Origin of the sequence: Amycolatopsis sp. PS_44_ISF1 (genome assembly GCF_032335455.1) — a bacterium.
In the GTDB taxonomy this organism is placed as follows: domain Bacteria; phylum Actinomycetota; class Actinomycetes; order Mycobacteriales; family Pseudonocardiaceae; genus Amycolatopsis.
This window is the reverse complement of sequence record NZ_JANUXO010000001.1, coordinates 1,367,818-1,387,885: the sequence shown is the minus strand read 5'-3', so window position 1 is coordinate 1,387,885 and position 20,068 is coordinate 1,367,818. Positions and strand designations below refer to the sequence as shown.

The 20,068-nt window shown below is 71.9% G+C and carries 15 protein-coding genes; 7 read left to right on the top strand and 8 right to left on the bottom strand.

Features of this window, described 5'->3' with window-relative positions; translation table 11 throughout:
• The first annotated feature begins 12 nt into the window (after nt 1-12).
• Nucleotides 13-1,320, top strand: a complete 1,308-nt coding sequence (locus NYF13_RS06245; protein WP_315654769.1) for an amidohydrolase — start codon at nt 13-15, stop codon at nt 1,318-1,320.
• 27 nt (nt 1,321-1,347) lie between these two features.
• On the opposite strand, the gene NYF13_RS06240 is transcribed toward NYF13_RS06245, so the two are convergent.
• From NYF13_RS06240 to NYF13_RS06220, 5 genes are all read right to left on the bottom strand, one after another.
• Nucleotides 1,348-2,025: an SDR family oxidoreductase gene (locus tag NYF13_RS06240; protein ID WP_315654768.1), complete on the bottom strand. Its 678-nt coding sequence runs from the start codon at nt 2,023-2,025 to the stop codon at nt 1,348-1,350.
• Complete coding sequence (locus tag NYF13_RS06235) at nt 2,022-3,089, bottom strand: SdrD B-like domain-containing protein (RefSeq protein ID WP_315654767.1); 1,068 nt, start codon at nt 3,087-3,089, stop codon at nt 2,022-2,024. Before NYF13_RS06235 ends, NYF13_RS06240 begins: the two co-directional genes overlap by 4 nt.
• A gap of 65 nt (nt 3,090-3,154) precedes the next feature.
• Nucleotides 3,155-5,224, bottom strand: a complete 2,070-nt coding sequence (locus NYF13_RS06230; protein WP_315654766.1) for a PhoX family phosphatase — start codon at nt 5,222-5,224, stop codon at nt 3,155-3,157.
• A 153-nt stretch (nt 5,225-5,377) separates the two neighbouring features.
• Nucleotides 5,378-6,598 carry an MFS transporter gene (locus tag NYF13_RS06225; RefSeq protein ID WP_315654765.1) on the bottom strand — a complete coding sequence of 407 codons (1,221 nt, stop codon included), beginning with the start codon at nt 6,596-6,598 and terminating at the stop codon, nt 5,378-5,380.
• A complete protein-coding gene (locus NYF13_RS06220; protein ID WP_315654764.1) occupies nt 6,588-7,055 on the bottom strand; it encodes a MarR family transcriptional regulator in 468 nt (155 codons plus the stop codon). The genes NYF13_RS06225 and NYF13_RS06220 overlap by 11 nt, the downstream gene beginning before the upstream one ends.
• A 66-nt stretch (nt 7,056-7,121) precedes the next feature.
• Here NYF13_RS06220 and NYF13_RS06215 point away from each other — a divergent pair, with 66 nt between their 5' ends.
• Nucleotides 7,122-7,763 carry an HAD family phosphatase gene (locus NYF13_RS06215; RefSeq protein ID WP_315654762.1) on the top strand — a complete coding sequence of 214 codons (642 nt, stop codon included), beginning with the start codon at nt 7,122-7,124 and terminating at the stop codon, nt 7,761-7,763.
• 57 nt (nt 7,764-7,820) lie between these two features.
• Here the strand turns inward: NYF13_RS06215 and NYF13_RS06210 are convergent, their stop codons facing one another.
• Together NYF13_RS06210 and NYF13_RS06205 are read right to left on the bottom strand one after the other, a co-directional pair.
• The gene (locus NYF13_RS06210; RefSeq protein WP_315654761.1) at nt 7,821-8,909 is read right to left on the bottom strand and encodes an inositol-3-phosphate synthase; all 1,089 of its coding nucleotides are present in this window, start codon (nt 8,907-8,909) and stop codon (nt 7,821-7,823) included.
• Nucleotides 8,910-8,977: 68 nt separating this feature from the next.
• Complete coding sequence (locus tag NYF13_RS06205) at nt 8,978-9,523, bottom strand: PadR family transcriptional regulator (protein WP_315654758.1); 546 nt, start codon at nt 9,521-9,523, stop codon at nt 8,978-8,980.
• A gap of 260 nt (nt 9,524-9,783) precedes the next feature.
• Here NYF13_RS06205 and NYF13_RS06200 point away from each other — a divergent pair, with 260 nt between their 5' ends.
• From NYF13_RS06200 to NYF13_RS06190, 3 genes are all read left to right on the top strand, one after another.
• Complete coding sequence (locus tag NYF13_RS06200) at nt 9,784-10,185, top strand: DUF5318 domain-containing protein (RefSeq protein WP_315654756.1); 402 nt, start codon at nt 9,784-9,786, stop codon at nt 10,183-10,185.
• Between the two features lie 67 nt (nt 10,186-10,252).
• Nucleotides 10,253-13,279 (top strand): transglycosylase domain-containing protein, encoded by a 3,027-nt coding sequence (locus NYF13_RS06195; protein ID WP_315654754.1) that lies wholly within the window; start codon nt 10,253-10,255, stop codon nt 13,277-13,279.
• 549 nt (nt 13,280-13,828) lie between these two features.
• Entirely contained in the window at nt 13,829-16,144 is a 2,316-nt protein-coding gene (locus NYF13_RS06190) for a transglycosylase domain-containing protein (RefSeq protein WP_315654752.1), read from the top strand.
• 102 nt (nt 16,145-16,246) lie between these two features.
• On the opposite strand, the gene NYF13_RS06185 is transcribed toward NYF13_RS06190, so the two are convergent.
• Nucleotides 16,247-17,302, bottom strand: a complete 1,056-nt coding sequence (locus NYF13_RS06185) for a Gfo/Idh/MocA family oxidoreductase (protein WP_315654749.1) — start codon at nt 17,300-17,302, stop codon at nt 16,247-16,249.
• A gap of 55 nt (nt 17,303-17,357) precedes the next feature.
• Between NYF13_RS06185 and NYF13_RS06180 the strand changes: the two genes are divergently transcribed.
• Together NYF13_RS06180 and NYF13_RS06175 are read left to right on the top strand one after the other, a co-directional pair.
• Nucleotides 17,358-18,437, top strand: a complete 1,080-nt coding sequence (locus NYF13_RS06180; RefSeq protein WP_315654747.1) for an ROK family protein — start codon at nt 17,358-17,360, stop codon at nt 18,435-18,437.
• Between the two features lie 25 nt (nt 18,438-18,462).
• On the top strand, nt 18,463-20,025 hold the full coding sequence (locus NYF13_RS06175; RefSeq protein ID WP_315654745.1) for a glycosyltransferase 87 family protein: 1,563 nt from the start codon (nt 18,463-18,465) through the stop codon (nt 20,023-20,025).
• Nucleotides 20,026-20,068 lie beyond the last annotated feature (43 nt).

Here is a 20,068-nt window from a genome sequence, read left to right as displayed (position 1 = left end):
TACTATCTCGGCATGTCCCGTCGCTTCCTCGCTCCCGTCGTCCTGCCCGCCGACCCCGCCTGTTCCCTGCTGCGCGACGCCGTGGTCGACATCGACGACAACGGCCGGATCACGCACGTGGGGCCGGAGTCCGCGGCGCCGGAGTTCGACGGCGAGGTGACCCGGCTGAGCGGGATCCTGCTGCCCGGTCTGGTCAACACCCACGCGCACAGCCCGATGACGCTGCTGCGCGGAATGGGCGGCGACCTGCCGCTGCTGCGCTGGCTGCGCGAGATCATCTGGCCGGCCGAGGCCAAGCTGCGCCCGCAGGACGTGCGCACCGGCATGCTGCTCGGCTCGGTGGAGATGCTGCGCCACGGCGTGACCACCAGCGCGGAGATGTACTTCGAGGCCGAGCAGATGGTCGACGCGGTGCTCACCACCGGCGGCCGGGTGCTGGTGGCGCCGGCGGTGATGGAGCTGCCGGGCATGGACTGGCGCAAGTCGCTGGCCGACATCGACCGCTGGATCGACACCGACGGCCTGCGGTTCGGCCCCGGTGACCGGATCGAGGTCAGCTACGGCCCGCACTCGGCGTACATGCTGAGCCCCGAAGGACTGCGTGCCACCGCAGAATCGGCCGCCGCCCGCGGCGCGCTCGTGCAGATCCACGTGGCCGAGGCCGCGACGGAAGACCTGGCCCAGCGCGAGGCGCACGGCTCGGTGCCGAAGCTGCTCGATTCGGTGGGCCTGCTGAACGGGCGGACGCTGGCCGCGCACGCCATCCACCTGTCCGACGAGGACATCGCCCTGTTCGCCGCCCGCGGCACCGGCCTGGCGCACTGCCCCGGCTCGAACGCGAAGCTGGCGTCCGGCACCGCGCGGATCAAGGAGCTGCGCGAGGCGGGCGTCTCCGTCGGACTGGGCACGGACGGCCCGGCTTCCAACGACGACATCGACCTGTGGGAGGAGCTTCAGCTCACGCCCATGCTCGCCCGGCTGGCCACCGGCGACTCCACGGTGCTGACCGCCGCCGACGCCTTCTTGATGGCCACCCGCGGCGGCGCCGAGGCACTGGGCCGGGAGGACATCGGCGGGCTGGAGCCGGGCCGCTGGGCCGACCTGGTCCACGTCGACCTGGACGACCCGGCCTTCGCCGCCAGCCTCGACGTGCCCGACGAGCAGTTGCTGTCCAACCTGGTCTGGGCCGCGGGCTCCCGCCGGGTCCGCGACGTCTGGGTCGCGGGCGAGCAGGTCGTCGCCGACGCCGAGCCGACCCGCGTGGACCGCGCGAAGGTCCAGGCCGACGTCGCCGAGACGGCCGCGCGGCTGCGCGCCTGACCCCCGTGGCTCCCGCGCCGGGCCGGGTCAGCGGGGCCGCAGGATCAGCTCGGTGAGGTGGGCCTCCGGGCTGGCCGAAACGGCGGTCAGCACGGCGGTCGCCACGGAGTCGGGGCGGAGGTAGTGGGCCGGGTCGTACTCGCCGCCCTCGTGTTCGACGACCGACCGCTGCATCTGCGTGTCGGTGCGACCGGGGTAGATCGAGGTGACGCGCAGGCCGCCCTCCTCCTCGCGCAGGGCGTCGGCGAAGGCTCGGGCGGCGAACTTGCTGGCGGCGTACGGGCCCCAGCCCGCGCGGGCGGTGCGGCCGGCGCCGGAGTTGATCACCACGACGTGGCCGTGAGCGGCGCGCAGGGCGGGCAGCAGCAGCCGGGTCAGCTCAGCCACCGCGACCACGTTGACCTCGAGGTTGGCCCGCCACACGTCCGCGGGCGAGTCGGCGACCGACCCCAGCCGCGCGGCGCCGGCGGAGTGGACGAGCACGTCCAGCCCGACGATCCGGCTCGTGGCCTCGGCCAGCGCGGCGGGGTCGGTGAGGTCGACGGGCCACGGCTGCGCACCCGGCAGCTCTTCGGCCACCTTCGCGAGCGCCGCTTCGTCACGGCCGCCGAGCAACAGCCGGTGGGTGGGCGCGAGCTGGTGCGCGACGGCCGCGCCGATACCGCGGGAAGCGCCCGTGACCAGGGCGAGCGGGAGATCGGTCATCCCGCCACCGTAAGGGTCGGCCCGCCGGGGCCCGGTTCCGGCTGGGCCGAAGGCTGCGGTGCTGACGGCGCTGGCGGTGGTGACGGCGCTGGCGGCGCTGGCGGTGGTGACGGCGCGGACGAGGCCGGCGGCACCGGGGGCGCCAGGCCCAGGTCGACGTCCGGGTTCTCGCGGTGGTTCCCGCCCAGGGTGAACGGCGCGGTGCAGCCGGTGGCCGGGTCGGCGTCGGAGTCCTTCGCCGGGTCGCCGGCGCCGGGGATGGTCACCGTCAGCCCGTCCGGGAGCCCGCCGACGTCGAAGCAGACCCGGTAGGTGCCGTCCTTGAGCCGGCCGAACCCGTAACTGCCGTCTTCGGCGCTCTTGGTCGTGGCCACCGTGCCGCCGGCGCCGTCTTCGAGGGTGACCGGGATACCGCCGACCCCCGGCTCGCCTTCGCCCCGCAGTCCGTTGCGGTCGAGGTCGCGCCAGACCCGGCCGCCGACCCCGTCGATCGGCGGCAGCGGGGTGACGGTGATGGTGGCCGTGGCCTTCTGGTCGGCCAGCTTGCCGCCGCCGGCCGTCACGCCGGAGACCCTGACGGTGCTGACGTACCCGTCGTCGTTCTCGGCCAGGTTCGGGTGATCGCAGGTGAGCACCCGGGCCGCGCCCGCGCCGAGGTCGAACGCCGCGGGCAGGCCGGTGCACCACGGGTTCCTCACCAGCACCCCGGTCAGCGCCACGCTGCCGCTGTTGGTCACCGTGACGCGGTAGTGCGCGGTGGACCCGGCGGGCAGGGTCGCCGAGGCGCCCCACTGGCCGTTCGCCGGGTCCTGCACCTCCTCCTTCACCGTGTACGCGGCGACCTGGGCGCTTGCGCAGTCCGCCACCACCCGGACGTGGTCGGTGGTGGCGGAGGCGACCGGGACCGGCTCCACGCCGGAGTTCGGCGCGAACCGGCCGCAGGCCGGGGCCGCGAGGGCCGGGACCGGGCCGGGGAGGAACCCGGCCAGTGCACCGGTCAGCACCACCGCGCCCGCCGCCGTGGCCGCCGTCCGTCCGATCGCGACCTTCCGTGACCGCTTCATGCCGCGAAGCTATTACCCGGCGCCGACCGCGGCCGAGCCTCGGCGCCGGGCTTCACCCCAAAGAGTCAGCGCACGCCGATCCGGCCGACGAGACCGAAGCGGCCCTTCTTCCACACCGAGACGATCGCCGGCCGCGGCTGCGCGGCGCCACCGTCGGGCCAGTGCGAGGTCGGGTTCGCCGAGCTGGCCGCGTTCTCCCCCGGGTGCTGCACGGCGACCAGCACCAGGTGGTCGGTCACCACCGGTCCGCAGGTCTCCGCGCCGACCGGCACGGACAGGAACTGCTTGACCCGCCCGCGTTCCGGACCGTCGACGGGCACCGAGAACAGTCCGTCGTTCGCGCCGAGGGTGTTGCCGTCGGTGGAGATCCACAGGTTGCCGTGGCGGTCGAAGGCGACGTTGTCCGGGCACGAGATCGGGCTGACCTGGTCCTTCGGGAAGCCGCCGAAGTAGGTGTCGGCCGCGGCCGGGTCGCCGCAGACCAGCAGCAGCCGCCAGGAGAACCGGGTGGCCGCCGCGTCGCCGCACGCCTCCTCCCACTCCAGCACGTGGCCGTTCTTGTTGCCGTTGCGGGGATTCGGCTCGTCGGCGGCCGCCTTGCCCGCCGCGCCGCGATCGGTGTTGTTGGTCAGCGCGGCGTAGATCCGGCCGTTCACCGGGTTGGGCTCGATGTCCTCGGGCCGGTCCATCTTCGTCGCGCCCGCCCGGTCGGCGGCCTGGCGGGTGAAGACGTACACCTCCTCGGCGGTGAATCCGTCCACAAAGGACTTGTCCCCGGCCGCCAGCGGGATCCACTCCCCGGTGCCGTCGAACTCCCCGTCCTCGGGCAGCCGGCCGGAGCCGTCGATCCGGTCCGGGCTGTCGCCGGTGAACCGGGCGACGTAGAGCGTGCCTTCGTCCAGCAGTGCCGAGTTGTGCCGGCGGGCCAGCGCGCTCGTGCCCTTCTTGTACCGGCCCTTGGAGACGAACTTGTAGATGTACTCGAACCGCTCGTCGTCGCCGGAGTAGACCGCGACCCGGCCGTCGGCGGTGATCTTGACGTTCGCCGCCTCGTGCTTGAACCGGCCGAGCGCGGTGTGCTTGACCGGCGTCGAATGCGGGTCGTGCGGGTCGATCTCCACCACCCAGCCGAACCGGTTGGGCTCGTTCGGCTCCCGCGGCACGTCCCAGCGCCGGTCGAACCGCTCCCACTTGCGGGTGCTCTCGCCGGTGCCGATCAGGTAGCGCTTGAGCCGGGCGGCCTGCTCCGGATCGCTCACCGCGTCCGCGTGCGCGAAGTACTGGTGGAAGTTCTCCTCGCCGGAAAGCACCGTGCCCCAGGGGGTCACGCCGCCGGAGCAGTTGTTCTGCGTACCGCGCACCCGCCGCCCGGACGGGTCCGCCGAGGTCTTCAGGTACTTCGAACCGGCGGCCGGCCCGCGCACCTCGAACTCGGTGTCGAGGGTGATGCGCCGGTTCAGCGGGCTCGGCGTGGTGCGCAGCGCGCCGCCGATCGGGTCGCGCCGGGTCTGCACCACGGACAGCCCGTGCGCGGCCCAGGCGATCTTCACCTGCTCCTCGGTCGGGTTGGCCGGGTCGTACTGCTCGGCCGGGAACAGGTGCACCTCGGTGGTGTACTCGTGGTTGACCACCAGCAGGTTCGCCAGGCCGAGCGGGTCCTGCGGGATCAGGCCGACGAAGTCGTTGTTGTAGCCGAACTGCTTCGCCTGCGCGGCCGCGGTCTGGCGGTGGAAGTCGAACTTCGGCGCGCCCGCCACCACGGCGTCGCCCCAGCGGATCACCACGTGCTGGTCGTAGCCCTCGGGCACGCTCACCCGGTCGAGCTTGTTCGGCGGTACGGGCGTGAAGTCGGTGCCCGGCACCACGCGTCCGCCGCGGGCGGGCGACGGGGAGGCGGCGGCCGCCGGAGACAGCGCGGCGAATCCGCCGGCCGCGGCCGCCATCACCGCGCCCGCCTTGAACACCCCGCGACGCGAGACCACGCCCTTCGCGACGTCGCCGAAGTACTCGTTGCCCGTGGGGTTCGGCGCTTCGTGCGCGCAGGCGTTGCCGCAGCGGTACTCACAGGTGATGGGGGATCGGCCGCCTTCGTGCGCGGCGAACAGGGGCAGCAGCCGCCCGGGCTCCAGGGACACAGGTCCTCCAGGTCAGTGGTGGGAACGAAGCGACCGTAAACGGCGAAACCCGACCAAATCCGACCAGAAGGTGAACAGCAGATTTATTGACGACAATCAGGACGAATGACCAGACCACCCCCGGACGGTCGGTCCGGGGGCGGTCGCCGAGCGTCAGAATTCCTCGTCGCCGACGAGCGCGGCCTCCTTCGGCACCAGGTGCGGGTCGGCCTTCTTCTCCCGCAGCGACAGCAGCACCGCGGCGACCACGCAGAGCCCGGCCGCGACGACGAACGGCCCCTGCTCCCAGCCGAGCCAGCCGGCCAGCGGCCCGACCAGCGTGGCCGCCACCGCGCCGCCGAGCCAGCGGCAGAAGTTGTACCCCGCGCTGGCGACCGGGCGCGGCGCGTCGCTGATGGACATCGCGGTGCCGGTGAACAGCGTGTTCAGCAGGCCCGAGACCAGCCCCGACAGGATGATGCCGAGCACCACCACGGTCTTGTCCGGGATGGCCAGCACCAGCATCAGCACGGTGTAGCCGACCACGGCGAGCGCGGCCGCGTGCCGTTCGCCGAACCGCGCGGCGAGCTTCGGCGCCAGCGCCACCCCGGCCACCGCGACGCACAGGCCCCAGCCGCAGAAGATCAGGCCGACGGCGATCGCGCTCCAGCCCAGCACGAACGGCGACCAGGCCAGCACCGTGAAGAAGGCCGCGGTGTAGAGGGCCGAGGCCAGCGAGGTCCGCAGCAGGCCCGGGTGCTTCAGCGCCCGGATCGGGTCGAGCAGCTTGATCGGCTCCCGCCGCTGGTGCGAGTCACTGTCGAGGAAGATCGAGCACAGCACCAGCGCACCGGCCATCAGCACCGCGGTGCCGACGAACGGGCCGCGCCACGAGATCGTGCCGAGCAGCGCACCCAGCAGCGGCCCGACGGAGAGGCCGACGCCGAGCGCCGCCTCGTACAGCAGGATCGCACCGCCCTGGCCGCCGGTCGCCGCGCCGACGATCACCGAAAGCGCGGTGGCGATGAAGAACGCGTTGCCGAGGCCCCAGACCGCGCGCAGCCCGACGAGCTGTTCGATCGAGCCGGCGGCGGCGCACAGGGCGGTGGCCGCGACGATCAGCGTCAGCCCGACCAGCACGGTGCGCTTGGCGCCGAAGCGCGCGGACATCGAGCCGGTGAACAGCATCGCGATCACCTGGACCCCCAGGTAGGAGGTGAACAGCAGCGTGACCTGCGAGGGCGTCGCGTTCAGCCCCTTGGCGATGGACAGCAGGATGGGGTCGACCAGTCCGATGCCCATGAACGCGATGACCGCGGCGAACGCCGTGATCCACACCTGCTTGGGCTGGCCCTTGACCGCGTCCAGCAGGCTCGAGTGGTGCTCAGCGCTCATCGGGAATCAGTTCCTCCTTCGGTTCTTCACGGTGGAAGTCGCGGATCAGCTTCGTGAGCGCGGGGAGGGCGGCGTCGATCGCGGTGCGGTCCGCGTCGTCCAGGCCGAGCAGGCGCTCACGCAACTGCTCCTCACGGGCGGCGACCAGCTCGGCGTAGAACCGGCGGCCCTCGTCGGTGGCTTCCACGAGCACGGCCCGCCCGTCGTCCGGGTCCGGGCGGCGGCTCACCATGCCCAGCCGCTCCAGCCGCCCGACGACGTCGGTCATGGACGGCATCCGGACGCCTTCGAGCCGCGCGAGGCGGCTCATCCGGCTGGGCCCGCCGCCGACCAGCTCGGCCAGCACCGAGCCCTGGGTCAGGGTCAGCACCTGCGGCGTCTCCCGGCGGACCAGGTAGTACAGCCGGAACACCACCGGGCGGAGCCGGTGGGCGAGGTCGACGATCGGGGAAGTCACTTAGCTAGGCTAACAAATTTAGTTAGGGTGGCGAAGTAATTTCTCTCACAGGCTAGGCTGCGGCCCATGGACGCGGTGATCTTCGACCTCGACGGCGTGCTGGTGGACTCCGAGCGGACCTGGGACGAGGTGCGCCGGGCCGTGGTCGCCGGGCACGGTGGGACCTGGCGGCCCGAGGCCACGCGGGCGCAGCAGGGCATGAGCACCCCGGAATGGGCTGCGTACCTGGTCGACGTGCTCGGCGCGCGGCTGACCCCCGAGGAGATCGCGCGGGTGGTGGTCGACGAGATGGCGGAGCGGTACGCCGCGGGGCCGCCGGTCATCGCCGGCGCGGCGGAAACCGTCCGCGCGATCGCGGCCCGGGTGCCGGTGGCGATCGCCAGTTCTTCCCCGCCCGAGCTGATCCGGACCTTCGTGGCCGCGTGCGATCTGGCGGAGCTGGTGCCGGTCGCGGTGTCGAGCGAAGAGGTCGGCGCCGGGAAGCCCGCGCCCGACGTCTACCTGCGCGCCGCTTCGCGGCTGGGGGTCGCCCCGGCGGCCTGCTCCGCCGTGGAGGATTCGACCAACGGCCTGCGTTCCGCCCTCGCCGCGGGCATGGCCGTGTACGCGGTGCCGAACCCGCACTTCCCGCCGGACCCGGCGGTGCTCGCGGAGGCGGCCGCGGTGGTCCACGACATCAGGGAGCTGCCCGCCGCGCTGGGTCTGTGAAAACGGCGAAGGCCCCCTCGCCGGGAGAGGGCCTTCGCCGGGTACTGCGGGGGAGCGTCAGCGCTCCAGCTCACCGCGGATGAACTTGTCCACCGAGTCACGCGCGGTGGAGTCGTCGTACTGCTCCGGCGGCGACTTCATGAAGTACGAGGAAGCCGACAGGATCGGTCCGCCGATACCGCGGTCCAGCGCGATCTTCGCGGCGCGCACGGCGTCGATGATGATGCCGGCGGAGTTCGGCGAGTCCCAGACCTCGAGCTTGTACTCCAGGTTCAGCGGCACGTCGCCGAACGCGCGGCCCTCGAGCCGGACGTAGGCCCACTTGCGGTCGTCGAGCCACTGCACGTAGTCCGACGGTCCGATGTGGACATTGCCCTTGCCCAGCTCGCGATCGACCTGCGAGGTGACCGACTGGGTCTTCGAGATCTTCTTCGACTCGAGCCGCTCCAGCTCCTTCATGTTCAGGAAGTCCATGTTCCCGCCCACGTTGAGCTGCATCGTGCGGTCGAGCTGCACCCCGCGGTCCTCGAACAGCTTCGCCAGCACGCGGTGCGTGATGGTGGCGCCGACCTGCGACTTGATGTCGTCACCGACGATCGGCACACCGGCGTCGGTGAACTTCTTCGCCCACTCCGGGTCCGAAGCGATGAACACCGGCAGCGCGTTCACGAACGCCACCCCGGCGTCGATCGCGGCCTGCGCGTAGAACTTGTCGGCCTCTTCGGACCCGACCGGCAGGTACGAGACGAGCACGTCGACCCGAGCCTCGCGCAGCGCCGCGACGAAGTCGACCGGAGCCTCGTCGGACTCCTCGATCGTCTCGCGGTAGAAGCGGCCGAGGCCGTCGTAGGTGTGCCCGCGCTGCACGGTGACGCCCAGCGGCGGCACGTCGGCGATCTTGATCGTGTTGTTCTCGCTGGCGAAGATGGCCTCCGAGAGGTCGTGGCCGACCTTCTTCGCGTCCACGTCGAACGCGGCGACGAACTCGATGTCACGCACGTGGTACTCACCGAACTGGACGTGCATCAAACCGGGCACGCGCGTGCCGGGATCCGCCTCGCGGTAGTACTCGACACCCTGGACCAGCGAAGAGGCGCAGTTGCCGACGCCCACGATGGCCACCCGAACGCGGCGGTTCTCGCCCATGCCGGTTTCTCCTTAATCCGTTTCTTCAATGCAGGTCTGCCGCCACGCTGCGGCCCGATCGGCGCGCCCTACTCCTGAGGGCCGCGCTGCTCGGCTTGTTCGTGCGCGATCAGCTCGTTGAGCCAGCGCACCTCCCGCTCGCTGGTCTCCAGCCCCAGCCGGTGCAGCTCACGGGTGTAGCGGTCGATCTTCTCCTCGGCCCGGCCCAGCGCGTCGCGCAAGCCCTCGCGCCGCTCCTCCACGCGGCGGCGCCGGCCCTCCAGGATCCGCATCCTGACGTCGGCCGGCGTCCGCGAGAAGAACGCGAGGTGCACGCCGAACCCCTCGTCGTCCCAGGTCGTCGGACCCGCGTCGCCGAGCAGCTCCGCGAACCGCTCCTTGCCCTCGGCGGTGAGCTGGTAGACGCGGCGGCCGCGCCGGGACCAGGCCCGGTCGTCCGCCACGTCGAGCTCCTCGACGAGGTAACCGGCCCGCAGCAACCGACGCAGGGTCGGGTACAGCGAGCCGTACGAGAACGTCCGGAGCGTTCCGAGCGTCTCGTGCAACCGCTTGCGCAGCACGTACCCGTGCACGGGCGCCTCGTGCAGCAACCCGAGGATCGCGAGTTCGAGCACTTCGCACCCCCTCACGGGAACAAACCACGGCCGCCGACGTTGGCCACCTCGGTCGATGATCATCGATCGGCTCGGCCAACCTACTCGGCAACTATATCGCCCCGATACATCGAAGTGGCGGAGCTAACCCCCGCTCCCGTCCGGAACCGGGCGAAATTCACCAGACAGTTATGAACTCACCGGCGTGTCCGAACGGTTGCGTACCGTGGCGCCGTGCCGGGGGCACCACGCACACAGCAAGAGCCCGTACTCTGTCTCTCGTGCGAAACCAGCGGCAGGTCGTGGACTACGCCTTACAGCGCCGAGCGCTGCTGGCCGGCGTCCGCTCCGGACGCGTCGGCGACCACGAAGTCCGCGACGCGACCCCGTACCTGCTCCGCGCGGCGAAGTTCCACGGCAGGCCGGACGAGCGGGCCTGCCCCCTGTGCCGGCGGACGCCGCTGACCCTGGTGTCCTGGGTCTACGGCGACGAGCTCAAGCACGTCTCGGGATCGGCGAGGACACCCGACGAGCTGACCCGCATGGCGGGGATGTTCGGCGAGTTCACCGTCTACGACGTGGAAGTGTGCCGGACGTGCCACTGGAATCACCTGGTCCTGTCCTACGTCCTCGGCACGGGTGAGCCGCAGCCCACCCGGCCGCGAAGGACCGCGGGCCAGTGACGAGTACCACAACCGCTGCAGAGCGCAGGGCGGCGCGTCCCCGGACGCCGGCCTGGGAGGCCCATTCGTGACCGACGATCGCAACCGCTCCTGGCCCGGCCAGGAGCCAGATGCACCTCGCCGCGCCCAGTGGCCGGAGGAGGACCCCGGTCCGGCCTGGCCGGGCGAAGAGGCCCCCCGCCGTCCCCGCACCCCGCCGACGCCGCCCCGCGGCAACGGCGCCCCCCGCCGCGCGCCCGCGAACGGCGGCGGCCCCGCCTGGCCCAGCGGCGACGAACCCGGCGCCGAGTCGCCGGGTCCCCGCGCTTCGAACCCCCGCTCCTCGAACACCCGCTCCTCGAACACGCAGGGCGCGGCCAACCCCCAATGGCCCTCCGACGACGACGGCCCGCGCCGTCGCCCGCCGCAGCGGCCCCCGGCCCCGCCGGACGGGCGCACCCCATCCGGGATGCCGCCGCGCCGCCAGCCGCCGCCACCACCGGGCAACCGCCCGCCGGGGCCGAACGGCCAGGCCACCGGCGTCAACGGTCAGGGCCCCGGCCCGAACGGCCGCACCCAGGGCTTCCGCCAGCCGCCCCCGCCCGGCCAGGGCCCGGGAGGTCCCGGACCCAACGGCCAGGGCCCCGGCGGCCCGTCCGGCCCGCACCGGCGCCCGTCGAGCCGGCCCGCTCCGCTGCCGCCCCCGCCCGCCTTCCAGGACCCGGCCTACCCCGACCGCGAGCCGCAGCTGATCACGCACGCGGTGCACGACGGCACCGACGACGCGTTCGGCTACGACCCGTACGACGACCGCTACGACGACCGGTACGAAAACGACAACCGGTTCGCGCAGTACGCCGACGAAGAGGACTTCGAAGAGGAGCCGGAGCTCGACGAGGACGGCAACCCGGTCAAGCCGCCGCTGACCCCGCAGCAGCGCAAGAAGCGCCGCTGGAAGATCATCCGGCGCGTGGTCTACGCCATGTTCGGCCTGTTCGTGGTGGTTCCGGCGATCGCGTTCGTGATCACCTACTTCGTGGTGAAGGTTCCTTCCCCGCAGGACGTCAAGGCGTTGCAGAACCAGCCGATCACGTTCCTCTACGCGAACAACACGGTGATGGGCCGCAGCGTCCCCGAGGGCGGTGACCGCGAGCTGCTCAAGCCCGAGCAGGTACCGGAAGTGGTCAAGCACGCCGTCTACTCGGCGGAGGACGCCACCTTCGAGACCAACTCCGGGTTCAACGTGATGGCCATCGCGCGCTCGGCGTTCAACCAGGTCACCGGCGGCACCGGCGGTGGCTCGACCATCTCGCAGCAGTACATCAAGCAGGCCACGGCGAACGACGCGCCGACGCTGACCCGCAAGTGGACCGAGCTGGCCAAGTCGTTCAAGCTGAACAACGAGACGTCCAAATCGGACATCATCACCGGCTACCTCAACATCGTCTACTTCGGACGCGGGGCGAACGGCGTCGCCGCGGCGGCCAAGGCGTACTACGGCAAGGACATCGGCCAGCTCAACCCCTCGGAGGCCGCGCTGCTGGCCGGCCTGATCCAGGGGCCGAGCCGCTCGGAGGACCAGACCTACGCCAAGAAGCGCTGGACCTACGTGCTCGACCAGATGGTGCAGAACCACTGGCTCTCGCCGGCCGACCGCGCCGCCGCGACCTTCCCGACGCTGGTCCCGAAGAACTCGCAGAAGCAGAAGGACGCCGGCACGCTGGACTACCACATCCAGCAGCGGATCCTCGGCGAGCTGGAGGCCAAGGGCTACGACGAGGACAAGCTGTACTCCTCGGGCGCGAAGATCTACACCACGATCGACCCGGACGCGCAGAAGATGGCGGTCCAGTCGGTGCAGGACAACATGCAGGGCCAGACCGACCCGGACCTGCTGGGAGCCCTGGTCGCCGTCGACCCGAGAACGGGCGGGGTCGTCGCGTACTACGGCGGCCCGACCACGGTGAAGGACGACAACGGCAAGGACCAGGTGGGCACGGACTGGGCCAACACGCCCCAGAACCCGGGCTCCTCGATGAAGCCCTACGACCTCACCGCCTTCCTGAAGATGGGCAAGGGCCTCGGCGAGACCTTCGACGGGACCAACTACCGGCAGCTCGGCGGCCGCACCGTCCGCAACGCGGGGGAGAGCTCCAGTTGCGGCTCGGTGTGCACGGTCAAGAAGGCCATGGAGGTCTCGGCCAACACCGTGTTCTACGACATGGTGCTGAACGTGACCCACCCCGCGCCGGTCGCGGAGGCCGCGAAGGAGGCCGGCATCCAGACGGCCCCGGCCGGCAAGGCCAAGCTGGGCATCGCCGACGCCAACATCGCCCTCGGCGGCGGGGCGACGGCGGTGACCCCGGAGGACCAGGCCGCGGGCTACTCGAGCTTCGCCTCCGGCGGGGTCCGGCACCAGCAGCACTTCGTCGCGAAGCTGACGAACTCCCAGGACGAGGTGGAGTTCGACGCGAGCACCGACCCGGGCAAGCCGGCGTTCGACCCCGACGCGCAGAAGAGCCAGCAGATCGCCGGCAACGTCACCGACGCGCTCGGCCCGGTGATCAAGGAGGCCAAGCTGCAGTGCCCGGCGACCCACGAGTGCGCGGGCAAGACCGGTACGCAGCAGTACGACCCGACCGGCAAGAACGTGCCGAAGTCCTACAACGACCGCAACGCCCAGACCTGGATGGTGGGCTACACCCCGTCCATCTCGGTCGCGGTGTGGGTCGGCGGCGACGGCAACAAGCCGTTGCACGACAAGAACAACAAGCCGATCTTCGGGGCCACGGTCGCCGGCCCGACCTGGCAGGACTTCATCACCGGCTACCTCAAGGGCAAGCCGGCGGAGAAGTTCGACAAGGTCAAGCCGATCGGCAAGGACGCGAACACGGTGGTGACCACGACCCGGCAGACCAGCGCCCCGCCGACCACCACCAGTGTCCCGGAGACGAGCGAGGCCCCGCCGACCAGCTCTTCGGAGGCCCCGCCCTCGTCGAGCAAGAGCGAAACCACCAGCCCGACCCGGCCGACGCTGTTCGGCGGTGGTGGCGGCAATCCCGAGCCACCGGGGCTCGGGGCCGGTGGCAAGCCCCCGAGAGACCCGACCGGGTAGCACCCGGACCTGACCCGCGAAGGCTCCCCCTCCTTCCCCGGAGGGGGAGCCTTCGCGGTGCCTGCACCCTGGTGATGCCGGAGCGTGTCCGCGCCGGTACCGAACGGAACAGTGGTGCGGGTGAGCGAACCTGACCCGGGAGCCGCGCGTCCTCTGCAGGAGAGGGGCTCTGCGCCCGCAGCACGCCCGAATCCGACGGAGGATCCGCACGTGAACGACGACCGCACCCGATCGTGGCCCGACCGGGATCCGGACCCGCGGCGTCAACCACCCAGCGGCCCCCAGGGGGCACCACCGTGGGCCCGCACCCCGGGTGGCCCGCAGAGCCCGCCCACCCCGCAGAGCCCGCCGCCTACTCCGCAGAGCCCGCCGCCCACTCCACAGAGCCCGCCGCCCACCCCGGGTGGCCCGCGCCCGCCCCGGGTCCAGCCGAACCGGCCCGGCGGCCCGCCCCCCGGCACCGCCGCGCCCGGCTTCCGGCCGCCGCCCCCGGGTGGCGCGCGCCGTCCCGGCCCGCCGCCGCCCGGTCCGCGGCGCGAGCCCGAGCTGATGACCCACCACGTGCACAACGGCACGGTGGACCAGGGTCACGGCTACCGCCGGGACCACCAGGGCCCGCCGGGCCCCGAAGACGTCCGCCCCGAAGAGCCGGAGCTCGACGCCAAGGGCCGACCGGTCCTCACCCCCGAGCAGCGCAAGAAGCGCCGCTGGAAGATCATCCGGCGCTCGCTGTACGCCTTCGTCGGCGTGTTCGTCGTGATCCCGGCGATCGCGTTCGTGATCACCTACTTCAGCGTCGACGTGCCCTCGCCGCAGAGCGTGGCGCAGACGCAGAACCAGGCCGTCACCTACCTCTACGCCGACGGCAGCGCGATGGGCAAGGACGTGCCCTCCGGCGGGAACCGGCAGATCCTCACCGCGGCGCAGATCCCGGACGTGGTGAAGCACGCGGTGATCGCGACGGAGGACTCTTCGTTCGAGACCAACTCCGGCTTCGACGTCACCGGCATCCTGCGCGCGGTCTTCAACCAGGTGACCACCGGCACCGGCGGTGGCTCCACGATTTCCCAGCAGTACATCAAGAAGGCCACCGACAACGACGCGCCCACGCTCACCCGCAAGTGGACCGAGCTGGCCAAGTCGTTCAAGATGAACCAGACCTACGACAAGCAGGACATCATCACCGCGTACCTGAACATCATCTACTTCGGACGCGGGGCGTACGGGGTCGGCGCGGCCTCGCAGGCCTTCTTCCACAAGGACGTCGGCCAGCTCGACTACTCCCAGGCGGCGCTGCTCGCGGGCCTGATCCAGCAGCCCGGCCGGTCGGAGAACCCGAAGGTGGCCACCGGCCGCTGGAGCACCGCGCTCGACCGCATGCTGGAGAACCACTACATCACCCAGGCCCAGCGCTCCGGCGCGCGGTTCCCAACGCCGATCCCGCTCGCGGACGCCAAGGACGCCTCCGGGGCGCCGTACCAGTTCATCTCCGACCAGGTGAAGGACGAGCTGGCCCAGCACGGGATCCCGCCCGAGAAGTACTACTCCGGCGGCTACACCGTGCAGACCACGATCGACAAGAAGGCGCAGGACGCGGCCCAGCAGGCGGGGGCCGACGCGTTGAAGGACCAGGTGGACGACCGCCTGCTCGACGCGCTGGTGGCGGTCGACCCGAAGACCGGCGGCGTGCTGGCCTACTACGGCGGTCCGACGACCGTCGACGTGAACGGCCAGAAGCAGGCCGCGCGCGACTGGGCGGACACCCCGCAGAACCCCGGCTCGTCGATGAAGGCCTACGACCTCACCGCGTTCCTGAAGATGGGCAAGGGCATCAACTCGACCTTCGACGGCACGAACAACCGGGTGTTCGACGGTCGCAAGGTCCGCAACGCCGGGCCGAGCAGCAGTTGTTCGGAGCACTGCACGGTTTCCGAGGCGATGATGCGCTCGGCGAACACGGTGTTCTACGACATGGTCCTCAACGTCACGAAGCAGGGCCCGGTGAAGCAGGCCGCGCAGGAGGCGGGCGTGCGCACGAAGGAGGACGGCGGCCAGTCGACGATCTCCACCAAGGACAACAACATCTCCCTCGGCGGTGGTGACACCCAGATCACCCCGGCCGACATGGCGGCGGGCTACTCGACGTTCGCGGCGAACGGCGTGCAGCGCAACCGGCACTTCGTGGCCAAGGTGACCAACTCGCAGAACGAAGTCGCCTACGAGACCCCCGTGGACGCGGGCAAGCAGGCGTTCGCCGGCGGGGACGCGAACCTGAACAAGCAGATCGCGGGCAACGTGACCAAGGCGCTGAAGCCGGTGATCGACTTCTCGCACCTGAAGTGCCCGAGCGGCCACGAGTGCGCGGGCAAGACCGGCACGCAGCAGCACACCAAGCGGGCGGGCGAGCCGGCCTGGTCCGCCGACGCGAACGCGCAGACCTGGATGGTCGGCTACACCCCGTCGGTCTCGGTGGCGGCCTGGGTCGGCGCCGACGGCGACCAGAACCTGCACGGCAAGGGCAACTCGCCGATCTTCGGCTCCACGATCGCGGGCCCGCTGTGGCAGAAGTTCATGAACGCCTACCTGGCGGGCAAACCGGGCGAGAAGTTCGACGACGTGCCCCTCATCGGCGCCGCCACGCCGCCGTCCGACCAACCGTCCGACCCCGCCACCCCGCCACCGGACGAGGGCGACGGCAGCGGACCGACCAACACCCCGGACAACCCGGGCAACCACCCCACCGGCGACCCGGGCGAGCCGGACGACAACAACCCGCCGGCGACGCACACGCCGAAACCCCCGCACCACGACCCGCCCGGCCGACCGACCGACACGCCGGAACCACCGGGCCACGACCACGAATGACGCGCGACGGCGCCCCACCTTGCTTCCGGTGGGGCGCCGTCGCAATGAGGAGGCCGTGGTCCCGGAGCTGGGGGGACCCCGGAACCACGGCCGGCACCGGGGTCAGCCCAGGCCGAGCACCCGGCCTTCCGCGGCCGAGCGGTGCGCGGCCTCGATCACGCGCAGGGTCGCCACGGCGCTCGCCGGGTCGACCGGGAAGTCCGCCTCACCGTGCAGCGCGTCGCGGACCTGGGCGTAGAAGTCCTGATAACGGCCGGCCTCGGTGGCCACGGTCTCGGTGCGGCCGGCCACCCCGAGCACCCCCGCGTCCGCGGCCGGCTCGACGCCCCAGCCCTCGTCGCCGGGGCGGAGGCCGTCCTTGATCTGCGGCTCCTGCACGTCGAGGCCGTACTTGGTGAACGTCGCGCGGTCGCCCAGCAGGCGGAAGCGCGGGTTGCGCGTGGCGGCCAGCGCGGAGGCCCACAGGTGCGAGCGGACGCCGTTGGCGTGGTGCAGAGCGACGAACACGTCGTCGTCCACGGCCACGCCCGGGCGGCGGCGGTCGGCCTCCGCGTAGACCTCGGCGACCGGGCCGAACAGTTGCAGCGCCTGGTCGACGATGTGCGCGCCCAGGTCGTAGAGCAGGCCGCCGGCCTCGGCCGGGTCGCCGAACTCGCGCCAGTTGTCCTTGACCTCGGGCACCCAGCGGTCGTAGCGCGACTCGAACCGGAACACCTCACCCAGCCGGCCGGACTCGACCACCTTGCGCACGGTCAGGAAGTCCGAGTCCCAGCGGCGGTTCTGGAACACCGTCAGCCCGACGCCCCGGTCCTTCGCCGCGGCGACGACGCGAGACGCCGCCTCCTCGGTCGGCGCGAACGGCTTGTCCACCACCACGGGCAGGCCCAGTTCGATCGCGCGCAGGGCGAGCGGCGCGTGCGTGCGGTTCGGGGTGCTGACCACCACCAGGTCGAGCTCGCCCGCGCGGGCGAAGAACTCGTCCGGACCGGCGATCACCTCGGCGCCGGGGTACTCGGCCCGGGCCTGCGCGGCCCGCTCCGGGTTCGAGGTGACGATCACCGCCGGCACCAGCCCCGGGGTCGCGGCCACGAGCGGAGCGTGGAAGACCCGGCCGCCGATGCCGTAGCCGAGGATCCCCACTTTCAAGTCATCAGCCATGCGGCACATTAAACAACACTGTTGCGAAACTAGCCACCTCTGCGAAGATCACCCCATGACGGAAACCGGGGTCAATCTGCGCGGGCTGCGCCGGTACAACCGAGCCTTGCTGCTCGGCCACATCCTGCGCTCCGGCGGCCTCAGCCGCGTGGAACTCGCCGAACTCAGCGGGCTGACCCAGCAGGCCGTGTCCAAGATCGTGGTCGACCTGCTCGACACCGAGCTGCTGGACCTCGAACGCCAGCCGTCCACCCGCGTCGGCAAACCGCGCACGCTGCTGCGGATCCGGCCGTCGGCGCGGTGCGCACTGGGCGCCCAGCTCGACCGCGACGAGTTCCGCATGCTGCGCACCAACCTGGCCGGCGGGGTCGAGGACGTGACCGAAGGCCCGCTGCCGGTCGGCTTCACCCCGGAGCAGGCGGTGACCGCACTCGCCGGCGCGGCGCGCACGCTGCTGGCCGGGATCGAGCCGGACCGGGTGCTGGGCCTCGGCGTCGGCGCCGTGGGCCCGCTCGACCACCACGAGGGCCGGGTCCGCGACGCGACGAACATGCCCGGCTGGCACGACGTGCCCTTGCGCGACCTGCTGGCCGAGCGCACCGGGCTGACCGTGACGCTGGACAAGAACACCAACGCCGCGGCCTTCGCGCACGCCTGGCCCGAGAACGCGCCGAACACCACCGCCGTGGTCCTCGTGGGCACCGGCATCGGGGTCGGCCTGCTGGTCGACGGGAAGGTCTACCGCGGACCGCGCACGAACGCCGGTGAGTTCGGCCACACCACGATCGCCTACGAGGGGCCGCGCTGCGCGTGCGGGCGGCGCGGCTGCGTCGAGGTGATGCACAACCGCGCGGGCAGCACCGAGGAGGCCGCGCGGCGGCTCGGGATCGGGCTCGCCGACCTGGTCCAGGTGCTCGACCTGGAACGCATCGTGCTGTTCGGCCGGGCCGTGCGCGCCGCCCCGCAGACCTACCTCGACACCGTCGCCGGCGAGCTGCGGGAGCTGCTGCCGGTGCCGCACTGGCAGCGGATCGACGTCGAGCTGAGCTCGCTGAGCGAGGACGCCGTGGCCCTGGGCGGGGCGTTCGAGGTGCTGGCCGGGTTCTACGAAGCGGCGGAAATGACCGGCGCCTGACCTGCGTGGCGCTACCATCCGCGACGTGCCCAACCCAGTCACCGACGAAGAGCCGGACGCGGCTCCCCGCACGCTGACCCCGGCCGAGCGGGTGGTGCCCAGCCGGATCGACCCGTTGGCGGCCGCGGCGACGAGACCGCTGGGCGGCCCGGTCGGCGAGCACGCCGCGATCGGGCGGCACTGGTTCTGGTCGCCGCAGCGCGTCGGGCTGGCGGTGGCGGTGCTGGCCCTGGTGGTCTGCTGGTTCGGCAAGGCCTCGTGCATCCAGCAGTACACCGACTCCAGCGGTGCCACCCAGCTCGACTGGCGGGCCGGTCGCCCGTTCGTCGCGATGTGCTACTCCGACATCGTGCCGCTCTACAGCTCGGAGCGGCTGAACGACCCGCACACCTTCCCGTACGTCTCGTCCTGGAAGGAGGACACGCAGACGGCGGAGAACCAGACCCGGTACATGGAGTACCCGGTGGTCAGCGGGCTGTTCCAGTGGGCCGACGCGAAGCTCGCGGCGGCCTGGCTCTCGGTCGCCGGCTCCGGCTGGCTGCCCGGCGCGCTGCCGGTGGCGATCTACTTCGACATCTCCGCGTTCTGGCTCGCGCTGGCCTGGCTGGTCACGGTGTGGGCCACCGGCCGCACGGTGAAACGCCGGCCGTGGGACGCGCTGCTGGTCGCGGCCTCACCACTGGTGTTCGTGCACGCGTTCACGAACTTCGACGCCATCGCCACGGCCTGCACGGCCGCCGCGCTGCTCGCCTGGTCGCGCCGGCGCCCGGAGGTGGCGGGGCTGCTGCTCGGGCTCGGCGCGGCCACGAAGCTGTACCCGCTGCTGCTGCTCGGCGTGCTCTTCGTGCTCTGCCTGCGCGCGGGCAAACTGCGCGAGTGGCGCCGGGCGGCCCTGTTCACCGCGCTCACCTGGCTGGTGGTGAACGTGCCGCTGATGCTCGTCGCGACCCGTGGCTGGTGGGAGTTCTTCCGGCTCAACGCGCTGCGGCCGATGGACCCGGACTCGCTCTACAACGCCTTCTCCTACGCCACCGGCTGGACCGGCTTCGACGGCGTGCTCCACAAAGGACAGTCACCGACCTGGCTCAACACCGTGGTCGCGGTCCTGTTCCTGATCTGCTGCGCGGGCATCGCCTACCTCGCGCTGACCGCGCCCCGTCGGCCGCGGCTCGGGCAGCTCGCCTTCCTCGTGGTGGCGGCGTTCCTGCTGACGAACAAGGTGTGGAGCCCGCAGTACTCGCTGTGGCTGGTGCCACTGGCCGTGCTCGCGATCCCGCGCTGGCGGCTGCTGCTCGGCTGGATGGTGCTCGACGCGCTGGTCTGGGCGCCGCGGATGTTCTACTACCTCGGCACCGACCACAAAGGACTGCCGGAGGGCTGGTTCCTGGGCACGGTGGTCCTGCGCGACCTCGCCGTGCTCGGCCTGTGCGTGCTGGTGATCCGGGAGGTCTACCGCCCCCGCACCGACCTGGTCCGGCTCTCCGGCGACGACGACCCGGCCGGCGGTGTGCTGGATCGCGCCCGCGACCGCGTCCGGCTGCCGGGGTGGCGCAGCCGGGCCGCGCCCGCCGCCGCGCCGCGGACCTGAACCGGCGGCCGGGCCCGCTCCCCCTTCGGCGGGCCCCGGAGCT

Bases quoted from the DNA above. Each gene is read 5' to 3' on its own strand.
- NYF13_RS06245 (WP_315654769.1), top strand. From the start codon at position 13: ATGTCCCGTCGCTTCCTCGCTCCCGTCGTCCTGCCCGCCGACCCCGCC.
- NYF13_RS06240 (WP_315654768.1), bottom strand. From the start codon at position 2,025: ATGACCGATCTCCCGCTCGCCCTGGTCACGGGCGCTTCCCGCGGTATC.
- NYF13_RS06235 (WP_315654767.1), bottom strand. From the start codon at position 3,089: ATGAAGCGGTCACGGAAGGTCGCGATCGGACGGACGGCGGCCACGGCG.
- NYF13_RS06225 (WP_315654765.1), bottom strand. From the start codon at position 6,598: ATGAGCGCTGAGCACCACTCGAGCCTGCTGGACGCGGTCAAGGGCCAG.
- NYF13_RS06215 (WP_315654762.1), top strand. From the start codon at position 7,122: ATGGACGCGGTGATCTTCGACCTCGACGGCGTGCTGGTGGACTCCGAG.
- NYF13_RS06210 (WP_315654761.1), bottom strand. From the start codon at position 8,909: ATGGGCGAGAACCGCCGCGTTCGGGTGGCCATCGTGGGCGTCGGCAAC.
- NYF13_RS06190 (WP_315654752.1), top strand. From the start codon at position 13,829: ATGACCCACCACGTGCACAACGGCACGGTGGACCAGGGTCACGGCTAC.
- NYF13_RS06185 (WP_315654749.1), bottom strand. From the start codon at position 17,302: ATGGCTGATGACTTGAAAGTGGGGATCCTCGGCTACGGCATCGGCGGC.
- NYF13_RS06180 (WP_315654747.1), top strand. From the start codon at position 17,358: ATGACGGAAACCGGGGTCAATCTGCGCGGGCTGCGCCGGTACAACCGA.